This is a genomic window from Paenarthrobacter sp. 10N417, from assembly GCF_056394745.1.
In genome coordinates this window covers 98,089-114,613 of record NZ_JBFTIL010000021.1, presented here as the reverse complement: position 1 = coordinate 114,613, position 16,525 = coordinate 98,089, and the positions used below count along the sequence as shown (strand labels likewise).

The window sequence follows — 16,525 nt, the reverse complement described above, 5'->3', positions numbered from 1 at the left end:
GGGTTTCCGGCCAGTGTGCAGTGATCAGGGCATCGAGTTTTCGCAGTTGCATGGGACCCATCGTGGCCACCAAGTTCGCGAGCGGGCTGGGACAAGGCCGGGCCTCAGCCCTCCATGAACTTCAGGTAAGCCCGCCCCTGCGCTTGGAACGAACGTTCCGCGGCCGGGCCCAGTTCGCCTTCGAAGGGCTCAGGAACCACACTGATAGCCTTGCCGTTGCCGGTCCTGGCCCACGTGCCCACCACTTCTCCCCCGGCCACGATGATTCGTTTGAACACTCCGTTCTTGCCCGGCACCACCAATTCAGCATGCTCGGGCGCGAGGACGAGGCTCCGGTCCTGGTAACCGAGCAGGAACTCATCGAAGCCAGGAAGAGCCAGCAACGCCCGCGAGCCGGGGACGCCGTCGTCGAGCAGTGCTGCTGTTTCAGGCGAAAGCCAAAAGGTGCTACCGCCGAACGGCAGCTCCACCAACCGGTCCTGAACCGAGGCGAGGGCCTTGCGTGCTTCCGTGAGCGGCACTTGGCTCCACCAGGCAAAGTCCTTCACCGTGGCAGGTCCGTGGCTCCGGAAGTAGCGGAGGAGGAGCTCCGCAATGCCTTCCTCGCGATCAAGGTCCCTGGAGTCAGTGATCCAGTCGTCGAACGGCACAAACAACTGTTGGACGCCCACCTTGCCGCGTGAACCTGCCATGGGTCCCTGCACGAGCCACGCACGCTGGCACAGACTCCCAAGCAAATGGATGCCGCGCTGGGCTTTGGTGATCTGGCCTGCTTCCTCGAAGGCTTCGAAGAGCTGCTCGCGCGTGGCGCCACGTCCGCCGTCGGCCGTCTTGAGGGACTCCAGTGTCTTGAGTGCGATATCCCGGGAATGGCTGATGTCATCGGCGGTGATCCCAAGCTCCCGATGCCGCCCTGCCACCAGGTTCATGAGTCGTGGACTGGTGATTCGGAGGATCCAGCGGAGGTCCTCTGGTGCCAGCAGGTGCAGTGTTCCCCGCATTGGCCATGATCGGACGATGGTTCCGGCGTCCAGGGCTGCCCGGACGTCTGAAGCGGCAGATCCCGGAACTCGCTGCCCCACTGCCCATAACGCGGATCCGAGGTCCTGCGCCTGCATGGCTGTCATCCACCGGACCGCTTCCGGCACCGCGGCAAAACCACCATTGAGGAGTCCTTGGCTGGCGAACCGCAGTCGGCCCATGACTCGTGGAGTGACAGCGGTTAAACGCGTATCTGGTGCAGGCATGCTCCATCCTAAAAGCGCCCCGGCGTAACAGGGAACCTTGCAACACCTCCCAGCAGCCTTCCAGCACAGTTTCCTAGGATGGGTTCATGCTCTTTGGTGATCTTGCTCCGCTTGTGCGGCCGCTCAGCCGATGGTTGGCTGCGGCCGGCTGGTGTTGCACCGTCGTCGGGCTTGGAACGGGACTCGTTGTGGCCGTTGGTACTGGAGTCAGCCTCACGCCTGCCATGCAAGTCATCCAGATGGCGGGACTGGTGGCGACTGCCACTGCCGCCCTGCTCATCGGTACCGCAGCCGCCATCCAACCTGTGGCCGATCCCGGGGACGACGCCCCGGAACCCTGGTTCTACCCTGCGGCCGCAGCACAAGTACGCAGCTTCCTGCTGGCTGCCATCGTGATGCTCCTGGGACTGGTGGGCTTCGCTATGGCAGGACTCTTCATGCCGAGCGGCCCTTCACCCCAAAGCATCGCCTTCAGCCAGATCTTCTTGCTGGGATCGGTGAGTTGCGGGCTGACCTTCCTGCTGCTCAACAAAATCCTGCCTATCGCGGCACGAGGCACACGCTAGCCCGCCAGGACACGCTAAGCGGCGCTAAAGGGAAACGCCAATCAGCAACGGTTCGGGGTGCAGCTCAATGCCGAAGCGATTCACGACGCCGGCACGGACCTCGCGCGCGATAGCCACCATATCCGACGCCGAGGCCGAGCCACGGTTGGTGATGGCCAAGGTGTGCTTGGTGGACAAGGATGCCCTGCCACCGGAAACGCTGGTTTCATCGAGCCCGAATCCCTTACCGAATCCCGCGTGATCGATGAGCCAGGCAGCCGAAAGCTTTACCAATCCGTCCTCGCCAGCCGGGTACTTCGGCGCGTTCTCCGGCAAGGCTGCGGCACGTTCAGCCGGAATGATCGGGTTGGTGAAGAACGAGCCCGTGGAGTAAGTGTCGCGGTCTGCGGCGTCAAGGACCATGCCTTTGGACGCCCGGAGCCGGAGGACTTCCCGGCGGACATCGTTGGAGTAGGCACGTTTGCCCGCCTCCACGCCCAGCACGCGGGCGAGCTCACCGTACCTGATGGGGGCGCTCATTCGACCCAGCGGCAATTGGAACTCAACAGTCAGCACCACGTAGCGCGGAGAACCTTCCACCGTGGTCTGCTTCAGGATGGAATCCCGGTAACCAAACTTGAGCTCTGAGTTGGTGAACGTCTGAACTGCATTGCGTTTCCGGTCCCAGGTCCGCACGGCGGCAATGGTTTGCGAGACGTCCGCACCGTACGCGCCCACGTTCTGCACTGGCGTGGCACCTGTGGCCCCCGGGATGCCGGACAGAGCCTCAAGGCCGGACCAAGCATGCAGGACCGAGTGCTCCACCAGTGCATCCCAATTATGGCCGGCCTGAACCACCACGGACACGCCGCCGCAACTGTCTTCCGAGTCCACAGTGAAGCCCTCGGACGCAATCTTCAGGACGGTGCCGGGGTAGCCCTCGTCCGAGATCAGGAGGTTGGAACCGCCACCAATGATGAGGAGTTTCTCCCCCGCAGCGTCAGCGGACCGCACGGCGTCGATGATTTCAGCCTCGGTGCGGGCCTCTTCATAGTTTCCTGCGGGGCCGCCGACGGCAGCCGTGGTCAGGTGGGAAAGCAGTGTCTGGGTCACCCATCAAGCCTAACGGGGATTGAAGTGCTCACTTGGTTCAAGAGACCTTGACGACTGCTTGGGACTTCATGAGGACCTTCTGCCCGGCTGCCACAACGGTCAGGTCGATGCGCACGGTGCCGGCCTCGGCGTCGAGCGCTCCCACTACACCGGTGACATCGATAACGGCACCGGCCTCGTCCGTTCCGGTGGTGTCAGCCACCAGGACGGGCTTGGTGAAGCGCGTCTGGTAATCAACGACGGCGGCGGGGTCCCCTGCCCAGTCGCTCACAAGCTGCACTGCCGAACCCATGGTGAACATACCGTGGGCAATCACGCCGGGCAGCTCAACAGAGGTCGCAAAAGCTTCGTTCCAGTGGATGGGGTTGAAGTCCCCCGAAGCGCCTGCGTACCTGACCAGGTCCTGGCGAGTGACCTCGATGCTGCGGGTGCCGATTTCCTGGCCGACTGTCAGTTCTTCGAATTTCGGGCTCATGGTTACTGTCCCTCTCCGCGGACCAGGATGGACGAGGTGGTGGTGGCTACTTTTTCACGGTCATCGTTGCCGTCGAGGGCGAAAATCTCCGAGCGCGTTGTGATCATGGCACCGCCGCCCATGGCCCGTACTCCGTCAACATGCAGTTCAGCCACGAGACGGTCCCCGGCCACAATGGCGCGGTGATGGGTAAAGCGCTGGTCCGCGTGGACCACGCGGGAGAAGTCGATGCCGGACTCAGGGTCCTCCACAAGCTGGGCGTCGGCGCGCTGGGCAACAACGATGGCAAACGTGGGCGGGGCTACAAGATCGCTGTGCCCCATGGCCCGTGCTGTCTCAACATCGAAGTGCGCAGGATTGCTGGCCTTCACGGCCTTCGCAAATTCGCGGATCTTCTCACGGCCGACGTCGTAAACCTCTGCGGCAGGGTAGCTTCGGCCCTGCAGGTCCGGATTGATACTCATGGTCCAACCCTATCGGGCCAGCGGACCCGCGGTGGTGTTGCGACTACTTCTTGTAGCTCTTGCGGATCTTCTGGCCGCGGACTACGAGGCCTGTGACGTGAAGCAGCAGCCCAACGCCGATCACGGGCAGGGAGGCAATGGCTAATCCCTGATTGCCGGTGGTGTTCCCGGCAATGGAAAGGATGAGCCCGACGGCGATGAGCCCCATGGCGCTGAAAACCAGCGTTTTGTAGGCGGTGGACGAGGTGGCCCAGAATTCGTTCAGCACCGTCCAAGTCTACCGGTGCCCGTTGCGAGGCCCGCTCTGCGCCCAAAAACCCGGGAATAGCCCGCAAACCAGGTCCCACAAGGAGTTAGAACAACGAGTCCTGCAGGGCGGGGATTTCCGTGACGTGGGGGCCGAACTCGATCTTTCGTCCCTTCAACGCGCCAAGGTCTGCCACGAAACTCCCCTCCACCTCGTTGCCCTCGGCGTCCGGGAGACCGGCCAAGGCGATGGCACCGGAAAGGGAGTGGATCCGCAGGCCATGCCCGCCGCCGTCGAACGCTGCCGGGTAGGGGTGACGCGAAGAGCCGGCGGCGCGAACGGTGCAGAGCCGGTCAGCCAAGGCCGGCCGCTCCCACTCTTCCTCCACATGGGCGAACCCGGTCATGGCAAGTCCGCCCAGCAAGCTGCGCACCTGTGCGGCATGCCGGCGATTCGTGGCAACAAGCTCGACGCCGGGACGCGGCTCAACGAGCGCCGCCGCCTTGGCAGCGGAACGGACCTGCTGGACGAGTCCAAGCTCGCGGGTTACAAGATCCTCGAGCACTCGAACCACCCGACCGTCCTCGGCAAGAGCGACATAGGATGCGTGCACGGCGCCCTGCTCGGCCAGCCGGTTCCACTTGCGCGGTGCCGAGGCAGTCCCAACCTTGGTGGCCCCATTGGCAAACGTTGCAACGTACAGCCAGTGTGGCTGCATCAGGTAAGCGCGGAGGCCGGTGGGTACAGAGCCGCCTCGATGGAAGTCATGCATGAGCCGGGAATCGTCCCGGGCAAAGCAGGCCCCGCATTGCTTCCCACGCTCGGCCGGCGAACCGCTGCGACAAGGAACATGGGTGCGGTTGCCCGGCCCGTGGACCTTGGTATGGCCAAGGCACCACACGCCGGGCATGACGCGCAGGCCCAGGGTTGAACCCGGGGCCAACACAACGTCAGTGAACTCCCCGTCCGGCCGCAACAACCTCAAAGCCGGTGACGAAGAGTCCCAAGCTATGCCGTGGACCAGCATGGCTACAGGGAGGGCTGAACCCCGAAGGCAACTGCGAGCTTCATGATCTTCTCAGCACGGCCAAGACGCGGAAGGTCGGAGCCATCGCGGATAACCCGACCATTGGCTTCGAAGTCGCTCATGAAGTCGGTTGCCCAGGCAACGTCCGATGGGGTGGGGCTGATGACCTCGTTGATAACCGTGGTCTGGTCGATGGCCAGGCACAGTTTGCCAGTCATGCCCATGGTCACGGTGATACCGGTCTGCTCTCGAAGGATGGGGTGGTTGGTGCCGACCGTCGGGCCATCGATGGGGCCCGGCAGGTTGCCCACGCGGCTGGCAACGACGAGCTTGGCACGCGGGTACGCCATGGCCTCGGGGGTAGCGGCCATGCCGGTGTCGCGGCGGAAATCGCCGGAACCGAAGGCCAGGCGGAACGCACCCTGGGCCTTGGCAATGTGGTTGGCTTCCTCGATGCCAAGGGCCGACTCAACCAGTGCAATCACGGGAGTCTTGCCGTCCATGCGGTGGTAGGACTCCGTGACCTGGTCCGCGGACTCGGTCTTGGCGAGCATCACGCCGAGCAGACCCGGGGTGCCGCGAAGGCCGGCGAGGTCATCGGCCCAGAAGGGACTGGTGGCGTCATTGATGCGAACCCAGGCCTGGCCGCCGGACCTCAGCCAGTTCACGACATTCTCGCGGGCCGCGTCCTTTTGGGAGGGGTCAACGGCGTCTTCGATGTCAAGGATGATGGCGTCTGCCCGTGAGCCCGCGGATTCGTCAAAAAGTTCCGTCTTCATGGCGTTCACAAGGAGCCAGGAGCGGGCGATATCGGCGGGAATATTGCGGGTAGGCCGAATGGATTCGGCGGCGATGCTAGACGTCATGTATCTACCGTATCCGGCAAGCGGCCCGCAGGGCGAAGAAATCCGCCCGGTTGTGAGGATCAATACGAACTAAAGCCCTTATGACTGTGCCCGCGCCCAGTATGACCGTCCGACGGCGGCATGCGCCATTCGCTTCTTCATGCGGCTCAATGCTGCGACTTTGTGTCCGTCGGTTGCATTTCATGGCTTCGCGTTGCGCCCCGTTGCCCGCTGTTTCACAGCATTTCCGGGAGTTTCCCACGATGACCGCAGAGCTTTCCACCGGCGGTGCAGATGGGTTTACATCGTTCCCAAGCCGGTGAACGAACGGCTCCCCCAACCGAACCACACTCACTCGAAAGTAGCTCCCATGAAACTGCACCTGCCCCTGCTGAGCGTCGCGGCCGCCGTCGTACTAGCGCTGACGGTGTCCGGCTGCGGCGGTGCAGCCGAAGCCGGACAAGCCAACCAACCCGGCAATGAGGTCAAGGAACTCCGCTACCAAGGCTCGGCCAACAATGTGACCTTCCCCGAGCTTGCTGCAGACCTCGGCTATCTGGGCGACCTGAAGCTGAACTGGGTGGGCAACACCACCAGCGGGCCCCAGGACATCCAGTCCGCGGCAACCAACCAGACCGACTTCGGCGGCGCATTCTCCGGAGCGGTGGTGAAGCTGATCGAAGCGGGCGCCCCCGTGAAGGCCGTGGTCAACTACTACGGCTCGGACCAGAAGACTTTCAACGGCTACTACGTGAAGGCGGACAGCTCCATCAAGGAACCCCGCGACCTGATCGGCAAGAAGATCGCGGTCAACACCTTGGGCGCACACCACGAAGCGGTCATCAATACGTACCTGACGCAGAACGGCCTCAGCCAGGACGAGATCAAGCAGGTCCAGCTCGTCCCGTTGGCTCCGAACGATACCGAGGAAGCCATCCGCCGCGGCCAGGTGGACGCCGGCACGCTTGGCGGAGTGCTCCAGGACAGGGCCATTGAGGCTGGCGGACTGCGTTCGCTGTTCAGTGATGTGCAGTTGTTCGGCAACTTTGCAGGCGGCCAGATCGTGCTCCGGAACGACTTCATCGAAAAGAACCCGAACACGACGCGCACCTTCACCACCGGCGTTGCCAAAGCCATCAAATGGGCAGCAGAAACACCACGCGAAGAAGTCATTGCCCGCTTCACCAAGATCATCGAAAACCGCGGACGCAATGAGAGCACAGCCAACCTGAAGTTCTGGAAGAGCCCTGGCGTTCCGGACAGCGGTGTCATCAAGGACGAGGACTTCACCCGCTGGGAGGCGTGGCTGAACTCGGCCGGAATCGTGAAGGACAAGCTCACGCCGTCCAAGTACTACACCAACGAATTCAACGATCTCGCTGGCGCCAAGAAGGGATAGCCATGACTGCCAAAATCAGCCTCCGCAATGTGACCAAGCAATTCACGGTCCGGGCTACGAAGTCCACTGCTGCCACGACGCTCACGGCCATCGATTCGCTGAGCCTGGACGTGCGCGACGGCGAATTCCTCACCTTGGTAGGCCCAAGCGGCTCCGGCAAGACCACGCTGTTGGACCTGCTCGCGGGTCTCTCGACGCCCACGTCCGGGGAGGTGCTCGTTGACGGCAAGCCGGTGACGGGTCCCGGCAAGGACCGCGCCGTCGTGTTCCAGCAGTACGCGCTGTTCCCCTGGCGGACAGCTTCGGCCAACGTGTCCATCGGTCTGGAAGGAGCAGGCCCGGACGGCAGAAAATTGAACCGTCGGGAACGGGCAGCGAAAGCCAAAGAGTATCTGGCATTGGTCGGGCTGGCCGGGTTTGAGGACCGGTATCCGCACGAGCTCTCCGGCGGCATGAAGCAACGTGTTGCCATTGCCCGCAGCCTGGCTTACGAGCCCGACGTCCTGCTGATGGACGAGCCTTTCGCGGCATTGGACGCCCAAACCCGCGAGCAGTTGCAGGACGAACTGCTGCGCATCTGGAAGGCCACCGGCAAGACCATCGTGTTCATCACGCACGGCATTGACGAGGCCGTTTACCTCGGCGAGCGCGTGGCAGTACTGAGCGCCCGTCCCGGCCGGCTGAAGGAAATTGTGGACATCAACATCCCCGATCGCGACGGCGAGGACGACATCCGCTCCCACCCGGCCTTCGTCGGGCACCGGCACGAGGTATGGACTCTCCTGCACGATGAGGTCCGCCGCGCGCAGGACGCCGGGCACCGGAAGATCCTCCCGGACGGCAGCGCACCCGATGAACCGTCAACCGCAACCGTCACCAATGAAAGGACTGCGGCCTGATGACAACCACACTGACGCAGACAGAAACCGCGGCGGCAGCGCGCAAGGCAAGCATCACGACCGAGCCGGGTGACGCCGTCGGGCCTTCCGGTACTGCTGCCGCACCCGGGCAGGACACCACTGCCCAGGAAACCACCGCGCAGGACGCTAAGGTGCAAGGTTCGACGCCGGTCCTCACCACCGTGCGCAGGGTTACGGCCGTAGCCGGTTCAGGCGTGTGGAAGTCCGCAGGCATCCTAGCCTTCCTGGCACTGTGGGAACTCGGTCCGACCTATCTGGCCAGCCCGTCCACCAGGGTATTCCTGCCACCGTTGCACGACGTGCTGCTGGCATGGGGCAAGCTCTTTGAAGCCGGCACCATCCAGGGCCACATCGCGGCCAGCCTCACCAGGTCAGTAACCGGTTTCGGCGCGGCGCTCGTTGCAGGGGTGTTGCTGGGACTCTTGATCGCCTGGTACGGACGGCTCAACGCAGTCCTCAACCCCTTGCTGGAGCTCTTCCGCAACACGGCCGCGCTGGCCCTGCTGCCCGTGTTCACGCTGCTGCTGGGCATCGGCGAGGAATCCAAGATGAGCATTGTGGCTTACGCGGCCTTCTTCCCGGTGCTGCTCAACACGATTGCGGGCGTGAAAACCGTGGATCCGCTGCTCATTCGGGCCGCGCGCTCGCTGGGACTGAACAGTTTCCAGCTCTTCCAGAAGGTCATCCTGCCGTCGGCCGTACCAACGATCTTTACCGGTATCCGGATGGCCGGCACCGCGTCCATCCTGGTGCTGATCGCCGCCGAAATGGTCGGCGCCAAGGCCGGCCTTGGTTACTTGATCGTGAACGCGCAGAGCAGCTTCCTGATCCCTGACATGTACGCGGGCATCCTCACGGTCTCACTGCTGGGCCTTGGCGTGAACTTCCTGCTGGTCGCCCTGGAACGCCACTTCTCCCGCTGGCGAACCGCCGTGGGGGCGGACGCACCCTGAAAACCACTCCCGTGGCACCTGCCACAACCCATCACAAAGTAAGGAAAGAATAATGACCGTCATTACCGAAACCAAGCTTGAATTCGCCAAGCTAGGCTCCCGCATCGGCGCGGAAATCCGCGGATTCGATATCAGTGGAGACCTCGGCGAGGACACGATCGCTCAGATCCGGGGTGCACTCAACGAGCACAAGGCCCTGGTATTCCGGGAAGCCAACATCCTCACCGACGAAGCCCAGGTGAAGTTCGCCAGCCATTTCGGCCCGCTCACCAAGGCACATCCCACGGTTGCATCCGTGGAAGGCGAAGAAAACGTCTTGCCCGTGGACAGCGAGAACGGCTCCGCCAACAACTGGCACACGGACGTGACGTTCGTGGTCAATCCGCCGCAGGCCTCCACGTTGCGGAGCATCGACCTGCCTGCCTACGGCGGGGAGACGCTCATCGCTTCCTCCGCTGGCGCCTACCAGGACCTGCCGGAGGAACTGCGCAACTTCGCGGATACCCTGTGGGCCATTCACACCAACGATTACGACTACTCGGTGCCCAAGAACCTTGAGCATTCCAACGCGGAAGAGCGACGCAAGGAATTCACCCGCCTGAAGTTCGAAACCGCCCACCCCGTGGTGCGGGTCCACCCGTTGACCGGCGAGCGCGGATTGTTCATTGGGGGCTTCGCGCAGCGGCTTCGGATCGTGGGCTTGTCCAACACTGAATCCCGGGACATCATCCGGCTGCTGCAGGCTTATGTGACGCGCCCGGAGAACGTGGTCCGCGTGAATTGGGAGCCCAACCAGGTTGTCTTGTTCGATAACCGGATCACCCAGCACTACGCCCCGGACAACTACGACGGGCAGCCGCGCAAGCTCAATCGCGTCACCATTGCCGGCGACATTCCTGTAAGCATCGACGGCAAGGCAAGCCAGGCCATCCAGGGTGATTCCAGCACCTACTCGGTGGTGGCCCCGGTGACCGTCGCCACCGTTTCGTAGGGGCGCATATGTGTTGCTGTTGTAACCCGTCTGAGTCGCAGTTAAGCACGTTTTCAGCTCGCTGAACTGCGACTCAGTTGGGTTTAACGCGCCTTAGGGGATGTTGCTTCCCCGCGCTGCCACCCACAGGCCATACCACTCGGCCCTGGTCATGGCCGCAGCCACGGAGGCGGCATCAGCGCAGGCAGCGATTCGACCGGGGTTGGTGGTTCCCAGCACGGGAGAGATCCGCGCCGGATGCCGCATCAGCCACCCCAGCAGTACCGATTCAGGGGTAGTGCCTTTCTCCCCGGCGAGTTGCTGAAGCATTTCAGCGGTAGCCGACTCGGCCGGCGACAATTCCTCGGTCGGAGCGCCGGTGTAGCGCCCTTGAGCCATGGAGCCGTAGGCCTGGAGCTCAATCCCCTTGGCCATGCATAGCTCCACCGTCCCATGCGGAAAGGTGAAGCCCAGCCCGTCCGCATGGTTGACCAGCACGGTGCTTTCCAGCCAGTCCCGCCGCAGCAGGCTCATCTCCAGTTGGTTGGCAATGATCGGCATCTCCAGGCAGTCCTGCAGGAACTCGATCTGCACGCCGGACATGTTGGACACACCCAGCTGCCGCACCTTGCCTTCCGCAACAAGCTGCCCGACGGCGTCCGCCACCTCGCGCGGATCCATCAAAGGATCCGGGCGGTGCAGGAGAAGGACGTCTATGTAATCTGTTTGAAGCCGCTTCAGGCTTTCATTGACCCGTTCAAGGATGGCTTCCCGGCTGAGGTCGTAGTGCGTATCCAGCCCGCGCTCCCCCAGCCTGATCCCGCATTTGCTTTGCAGCAGGATCTTCTCGCGCAGGCCCTGCGAACGGGCGAGGACTTCCCCAAAGACGGCTTCGGACTTGCCGCTGCGATAGATGTCAGCATGATCGAACAGTTCAATGCCGATACCTTGTGCTGCCTCGATGACTGCGGCAGCCTGTTCGATCTCCGCCGCGCCATAGGACGTACCGTCCCAGGCACCGCCAAGGCCCATGCAGCCGTAGATGAGGCGTCCCCGCCCGTTCGCATTATTCATTCCAGTATTCAACCAGTCGATTCGCAGCCGCGCTTACGCGTCGCGAACCACCCACGCCGTGGTGTCGGCCGGGAGCAGGCCGCCTTCCAGCGGTCCGCTGCTCACGACGACGGTGCCCGCCGGAAGTGCGAAGGGCTCACTTCCGAAGTTGGTTACCGTTTCCCAACCACCCGGACGGCTGAAGTGCAGGACGTCCTGGTTTCCGGTCTCAACCCATTCGAGTTCCTCGTCGGTCTGCAGTTCCCGGCGCAAGCGCAGCGCTTTGCGGTAAAGCTCCAGCGTTGAGCCTTCACGCCCTTCCTGCTCAGACACCGCGTAGTTTGCGAACCATTCCGGCTGCGGCAGGTGTGCCTTGCCTTCTCCGAAGCCATAGGAGGGTCCTTCCGGGGTCCACGGCAGCGGGACGCGGCAGCCATCGCGGCCGATCTCCACCCCTGGATTGCGGTAGAAGGACGGGTCCTGGCGCTCGGAGTCCGGGATCTCAGCTACTTCCTGCAGGCCAAGCTCTTCGCCCTGGTAAAGGTACGCGGAACCCGGAAGTGCGAGCAGGAGCAGCGTGGCTGCACGGGCACGACGCAAGCCGAGTTCGACGTCGAGCTCTTCCGCCGGTGCGCCGGCCAACAGCCAGCCCTTGCCGTCCTGGCCCTTTGGCTTGCTGGCCGAGACATCCTGGGCGGCGTTGGTTCCCTGCGCAACTGAACCACCCTTGGGCAGTCCGTAACGGGTGGCGTGCCGAACGACGTCGTGGTTGGAGAACACCCAGGTGGAGGACGCCCCGGTTTCCTTGGCCGCGATCAGGTTTTCGGTGATGATCTTCCGGAAGGAAGGCGCCTCGAAGTCGGCCTGCAGGAGGTCGAAGTTGAAGGCCTGGCCCAGTCCCTCGGGGCTGGCATAGCGGGCGCGGCGGGATTCGTGGACCCAGGCCTCGGCGACGGCGGTGCGCGGCGGGTTGTACTCGTTGAAAAGCTTGCGCCACTCCGCGTAGACCTCGTGGACTTCGTCGCGGTCCCAGAACGGGTGCGATCCGTCCACGAAACCATCGGTGCCATGAGCCCGGGCCTCGAGGTCTGCCTTCATCGGCAGCGGCTCGGAGAGATCCTTGGCCATGCCGTGGGCGACGTCGATGCGGAAGCCGTCCACGCCGCGGTCGGACCAGAAGCGCAGGGTCTTCAGGAAGTCCTCGCGCACCTCAGGGTTGTCCCAATTGAAGTCCGGCTGCTCCTTGGCGAAGATGTGCATGTACCACTGGCCGGGAGTGCCGTCAGGTTCAGTGATGCGCTCCCAGATGGGTCCACCGAAGACAGAGTCCCAGTCCGACGGCGGCAACTCGCCATTTTCGCCCCGGCCGTCCCGGAAGATGTAGCGTTCCCGCGCAGCAGAACCCTTCGGCGATGCCAGCGCCTCCCTGAACCACTCGTGGCGGTCCGAAGAGTGGTTGGGAACGATGTCGGCCACCAGCTTGATGCCTGCGGCATGCAGTGCCGCTGCCATCTCATCGAAGTCTTCAAGCGTCCCCAGTTTGGGGTCCACGTTGCGGTAATCGTCGACGTCGTAGCCACCGTCCGCGAGCGCCGACGGGTAGAACGGGCTCAGCCAAACGGCGTCGATCCCCAGTTCCTTCAGGTACGGAACCTTGGCAGTGATGCCCTTGAGGTCACCGATGCCGTCACCGTTGGAGTCGGCGAAGCTGCGCGGGTAGATCTGGTACACAGCTGCCTGGCGCCACCAGTTCGGATCAGCCATTCGCTCTTCGTCGGTACGGTGTGCCTGAGTGGCGGAAGTGCTCACGAAACTCCTTTGATTTAGAATCTAAATTTATGTCCCGGACCAGTATGAAACGCTGGGCACGGAAGGTCAACATCCACTAGCCCTTAACGGCACCTTGTGTCACGCCCGCCATGACCCACCTCTGCGTGAAGAGGTACGCGACGATCGCGGGTGCCATCGCCATCAGGTAGGAGGCGAAAGACACGTGGTAGTTGTTGCTGAACTGCGTCTGGAACAGGTTTTGCCGCACAGGCAGGGTCTGCAATGCAGGATCGGAAATGATCAGCGACGGCATCATGAAGTCATTCCACGCATAAAGGAAGGCGAAGATCCCCACGGTTGCGCTCATCGGCGCCAACAGCGGGAAAATCAGCTTCCAGAATGTCTGCCATGTTGTAGCGCCATCGATCCGAGCACTCTCTTCCAGTTCCATGGGGATGGAACGCAGGAATGCAGTGAAGAGCAGCACGCTGAAGCTCAGTTGGAACATGGTGGCCAAGAGGATGACGCCGAGCGGGTTGTCCAGCCCAAGACGACCGGTGAGCTGGATCTGCGGCAGTGCAACCACCGGGAACGGAATGAACATCGCCCCAAGAAGGTAGAAGAACGAGTACCTGAACAACCGGCGTTCCCAATTGCGCACAATCGCGTAGGAGGCGAACGCAGAAAGGACGATGGTGGCAAGGACAGTCCCTGCGGTCACCAGCAATGACATCGCGGCACCCACGGGAAAGTTCGTCAGGGTCCAGGCCTGGATGAAACCGTCGAGGCTGAAGGGTGCGGGAAATGAGAAGGCATTGCCGTCCACTGCCTGCCCCTGGGTCTTGAAGGCCATGGACACCGTGACATAGAGGGGAAGCAGCACGGTTACCGCGCACAGGACGAGGACCGTGGTTGCCGGCCAATTGACCCGCTCGAGGGCCGCAGCCGACCGCCGTCGGCTGCTTGGAGCGGTGCCGGGTTCAACGTGGGAGGACTCCCCGATTGCGAGGGTGGTTTCTGTGGTCATCAGAGTGCATTCCGTCCGCGAGTCAGCGAGAGCTGCAGGAGTGAGATAAGGATGGCGACCACGAAGAAGATGGTTGCATTGGCCATCTGGTAGGCGTAGTCGCCGCCATTGAAGCCGGCGATGACAGTCATCGCGATGCTTCGGGTGGAGGTCCCCGGGCCGCCGTTCGTCAGCCCGACGATGATGTCGTAGGCATTGAGGAAGCCCTTGAACCCAAGAATGATGTTGATGACCACGTAACCGGCCACCAACGGAAGGGTGATCTTCAGCAGCTGTTGGAATTTGCTCGCCCCGTCGATTTCTGCGGCCTCATAAACGTCCCCGGGCACAGCAACAAGGCCCGCAATGTAGATGAGCAGCGCCCCGGGTACTGCCTGCCAGGCTGTGACAAGGACAATCGCAATCCACGCGAGGTCGGGGTTGGCGAGCAGGCTGCTCTCCAGCCAAGGGATGCCTGCTGCAGCACCCGCGGCAGGCAGGGAGTTCGAAAACAGGAAGTTGAACACGTAGGCGATGATGATGCCGGAAACCACCATGGGGATAACGAAGATGGTTCGCAGTGCCGACTTCATCCGGATGCGCGAGGTAAGCCCGACTGCAAGCAGGAAGGCGATCACGTTGACGGCGATCACGGTGACGATGGAGAACCCGAAGGTGAACAGGTAACTCTGCAGGATAGCGGGGTCACTGAAGATCGCGATGTAGTTTGTCAGGCCGATGAACTCCCAATCACCTATTCCGATGGAGTTCGTGAAGCTGAAGAAGATACCGATGATGCCCGGAATCGTGATGGCGAGTGTGAACAGGATGAGGCTGGGCACGAGGAAAAAGTAGAAGATCGGTTCCACACGCCGCCTGCTGCGCTGGGTTTGGGGACGCTGCTTTTGGCGCCCCTGCTTTTGCAGGCTCTGCCTGGATGTGGTTGAGGTGCTGATGCTGGACATGTTTCTGACTTCCTATGTTCTGCACTACTGGCGGAAGGCCAGGCGCGCCCAATCTGCGTCGAGCGTGCGGAGGGTGGATGCAGGGGACGCGCCAAACACGATTGCCTGCGTATAGTTCATGATCGGGATGGTGCGCGGAACGAGCACCGAGGGGCCCTGGTAAACCTGCGATTTCTCGTAGTACTCCACCATTCCCTCAATCCGGGGGTCCGGGACGTTTGCAGAATCCTTGGTGGGCGTGAAGCCCAACTGCGATTTGTTGTAGGCATCGATCACCTCTGGCCTGTACAGGTACTCGAGGAAGTTACGTGCAGCATCCTTGTGCTTGGACGCTTCCGGAATCCACGCTGCCAGATCCACATTGACGCGGACGCGCAGATCCTTTGGATCTTCGGTCATCGGGAGGGGAAAGGTTCCGAGCTTGAGGTCCGGGGCGGTCTTGGCGATCTCGCTGAATGCCCACGGGCCCTGGAGGTACATGGCCGCCTTGCCCTGCGAGAAAGCAAGATTACCGTCACCGTAGGCGCGGCTTGCAGCATCCTTGTTGACGTAGTTCTTTGCGAGCGTGAGCATCTTCTCGACTGGCTGGTTGAAGTCTTTCTGGAATGACACGGAGGATTCCGGCCCAACCTCCGTGCCTTCGGCAGCAAGCTTCTTGAAGAAGTCAATGGTGTCCACCTGCCCACCTACCGAGTAGTCAAACCACCCTTGAGCGATCGTCCAGTCGTCCTTCCACGTGGCATAGAACGGCGTAACCCCAGCGGCTTTCAGCGCTTCACACGCCGCGACCATCTCGCTCCAGGTCTTCGGCACCGCGATGTTGTACGCAGCGAAGATCTCCTTGTTGTAGATCACCGAGGACGCCATGACCGAGTACGGCAGGGCACTGGTCCGGTCCGGATACGAACCGTACTGGTCCATGAGCGGTTGGAGGTCTTCACGGACGCGGGAGGCTGCTTGCGTACCGGACAAGTCGCTCAACGCTCCGCGCTGGACAAAGCGGGACGTCTCCATGTTGTAGTTCGCAAGCGCGATGTCCGGTGGATTGCCGCGGACGAAGCTGGCGGACACGACGTCGACACCCGAGGTGTCAAGCACCACCTCGGTTTTGTTCTGGGAAGCGTTGTAGTCGGCAACCAGCTTGGTCATGAAGCCGATGGCCTCCCGCTTGCTGAAGGTGAAGCGGATGGTCTCTTTGCCCGGTTCCCCGGTACAGCCCGAGAGAAGGCCGGCGAGCAGAGCCAGACCCACGCCCATCGCTGCCATGCGTTTCTTGCGCGTAGCTTTCACAGACTCCATAGTCCTTTCGTCTTGCGGACCCCCAGTGGCCGCTATGCCTTGGGGGAGGTGGTCGCGTTCAACCTCCGACTTTAGATAGGAGGTAAATTTATGACCTATCGCTAGTATTTAGTGAGGAGCGCCACACGGTCAAGCTTTTGAGGAAATGCGTCGCCATCTAAATTTATGTACTAAATTTAGAGAGACCGCTCTATCTATCACTCTGGTAGGCGGCTGGAAAGTGGGAG

The 16,525-nt window shown here is 62.3% G+C and carries 17 protein-coding genes; 5 read left to right on the top strand and 12 right to left on the bottom strand.

Translation table 11 applies throughout. The features are described 5' to 3' along the window. Nucleotides 1–104: 104 nt before the first annotated feature. Nucleotides 105–1,247 (bottom strand): winged helix DNA-binding domain-containing protein, encoded by a 1,143-nt coding sequence (locus AC1DCM_RS21520; RefSeq protein ID WP_477519655.1) that lies wholly within the window; start codon nt 1,245–1,247, stop codon nt 105–107. An 86-nt stretch (nt 1,248–1,333) separates the two neighbouring features. Here AC1DCM_RS21520 and AC1DCM_RS21515 point away from each other — a divergent pair, with 86 nt between their 5' ends. Next, nucleotides 1,334–1,813: a hypothetical protein gene (locus AC1DCM_RS21515; RefSeq protein ID WP_477519654.1), complete on the top strand. Its 480-nt coding sequence runs from the start codon at nt 1,334–1,336 to the stop codon at nt 1,811–1,813. Nucleotides 1,814–1,837: 24 nt separating this feature from the next. On the opposite strand, the gene AC1DCM_RS21510 is transcribed toward AC1DCM_RS21515, so the two are convergent. The 6 genes from AC1DCM_RS21510 to AC1DCM_RS21485 form a co-directional block, all read right to left on the bottom strand. Continuing rightward, nucleotides 1,838–2,905, bottom strand: a complete 1,068-nt coding sequence (locus AC1DCM_RS21510; protein ID WP_477519653.1) for a UDP-N-acetylmuramate dehydrogenase — start codon at nt 2,903–2,905, stop codon at nt 1,838–1,840. 37 nt (nt 2,906–2,942) lie between these two features. Beyond that, a complete protein-coding gene (locus tag AC1DCM_RS21505) occupies nt 2,943–3,380 on the bottom strand; it encodes a MaoC family dehydratase (protein WP_477519652.1) in 438 nt (145 codons plus the stop codon). A 2-nt stretch (nt 3,381–3,382) separates the two neighbouring features. Beyond that, the gene (locus tag AC1DCM_RS21500; protein ID WP_477519651.1) at nt 3,383–3,844 is read right to left on the bottom strand and encodes an FAS1-like dehydratase domain-containing protein; all 462 of its coding nucleotides are present in this window, start codon (nt 3,842–3,844) and stop codon (nt 3,383–3,385) included. Between the two features lie 43 nt (nt 3,845–3,887). Beyond that, entirely contained in the window at nt 3,888–4,112 is a 225-nt protein-coding gene (locus tag AC1DCM_RS21495; protein ID WP_216925047.1) for a DUF3188 domain-containing protein, read from the bottom strand. A gap of 85 nt (nt 4,113–4,197) precedes the next feature. Continuing rightward, complete coding sequence (locus AC1DCM_RS21490) at nt 4,198–5,118, bottom strand: DUF2797 domain-containing protein (RefSeq protein WP_477519650.1); 921 nt, start codon at nt 5,116–5,118, stop codon at nt 4,198–4,200. A gap of 2 nt (nt 5,119–5,120) precedes the next feature. After that, nucleotides 5,121–5,984 carry an HpcH/HpaI aldolase/citrate lyase family protein gene (locus AC1DCM_RS21485; RefSeq protein ID WP_431115995.1) on the bottom strand — a complete coding sequence of 288 codons (864 nt, stop codon included), beginning with the start codon at nt 5,982–5,984 and terminating at the stop codon, nt 5,121–5,123. A 349-nt stretch (nt 5,985–6,333) separates the two neighbouring features. Between AC1DCM_RS21485 and AC1DCM_RS21480 the strand changes: the two genes are divergently transcribed. Genes AC1DCM_RS21480 through AC1DCM_RS21465 form a run of 4 tightly spaced genes read left to right on the top strand, consistent with a single transcriptional unit; the run spans nt 6,334 to nt 10,226 of the window. Then, entirely contained in the window at nt 6,334–7,362 is a 1,029-nt protein-coding gene (locus AC1DCM_RS21480) for an ABC transporter substrate-binding protein (protein ID WP_477519649.1), read from the top strand. Nucleotides 7,363–7,364: 2 nt separating this feature from the next. Continuing rightward, the gene (locus AC1DCM_RS21475; protein ID WP_477519648.1) at nt 7,365–8,261 is read left to right on the top strand and encodes an ABC transporter ATP-binding protein; all 897 of its coding nucleotides are present in this window, start codon (nt 7,365–7,367) and stop codon (nt 8,259–8,261) included. After that, complete coding sequence (locus tag AC1DCM_RS21470; protein WP_477519647.1) at nt 8,261–9,235, top strand: ABC transporter permease; 975 nt, start codon at nt 8,261–8,263, stop codon at nt 9,233–9,235. The genes AC1DCM_RS21475 and AC1DCM_RS21470 overlap by 1 nt, the downstream gene beginning before the upstream one ends. A 52-nt stretch (nt 9,236–9,287) precedes the next feature. Then, nucleotides 9,288–10,226: a TauD/TfdA dioxygenase family protein gene (locus AC1DCM_RS21465; RefSeq protein WP_477519646.1), complete on the top strand. Its 939-nt coding sequence runs from the start codon at nt 9,288–9,290 to the stop codon at nt 10,224–10,226. A 93-nt stretch (nt 10,227–10,319) separates the two neighbouring features. On the opposite strand, the gene AC1DCM_RS21460 is transcribed toward AC1DCM_RS21465, so the two are convergent. The 5 genes from AC1DCM_RS21460 to AC1DCM_RS21440 all read right to left on the bottom strand — a co-directional run bounded on the left by AC1DCM_RS21460 (nt 10,320) and on the right by AC1DCM_RS21440 (nt 16,298). Next, nucleotides 10,320–11,279 (bottom strand): aldo/keto reductase, encoded by a 960-nt coding sequence (locus AC1DCM_RS21460; protein ID WP_477519645.1) that lies wholly within the window; start codon nt 11,277–11,279, stop codon nt 10,320–10,322. Nucleotides 11,280–11,312: 33 nt separating this feature from the next. Beyond that, nucleotides 11,313–13,067 (bottom strand): glycoside hydrolase family 13 protein, encoded by a 1,755-nt coding sequence (locus AC1DCM_RS21455; RefSeq protein ID WP_477519644.1) that lies wholly within the window; start codon nt 13,065–13,067, stop codon nt 11,313–11,315. Nucleotides 13,068–13,143: 76 nt separating this feature from the next. Further along, complete coding sequence (locus AC1DCM_RS21450; protein ID WP_477519643.1) at nt 13,144–14,055, bottom strand: carbohydrate ABC transporter permease; 912 nt, start codon at nt 14,053–14,055, stop codon at nt 13,144–13,146. Beyond that, on the bottom strand, nt 14,055–14,999 hold the full coding sequence (locus tag AC1DCM_RS21445; RefSeq protein WP_477519642.1) for a carbohydrate ABC transporter permease: 945 nt from the start codon (nt 14,997–14,999) through the stop codon (nt 14,055–14,057). Before AC1DCM_RS21445 ends, AC1DCM_RS21450 begins: the two co-directional genes overlap by 1 nt. Nucleotides 15,000–15,023: 24 nt before the next feature. Further along, nucleotides 15,024–16,298, bottom strand: coding sequence for an ABC transporter substrate-binding protein (locus AC1DCM_RS21440; RefSeq protein ID WP_477519641.1), 1,275 nt, complete (start codon nt 16,296–16,298; stop codon nt 15,024–15,026). Nucleotides 16,299–16,525: the final 227 nt, after the last annotated feature.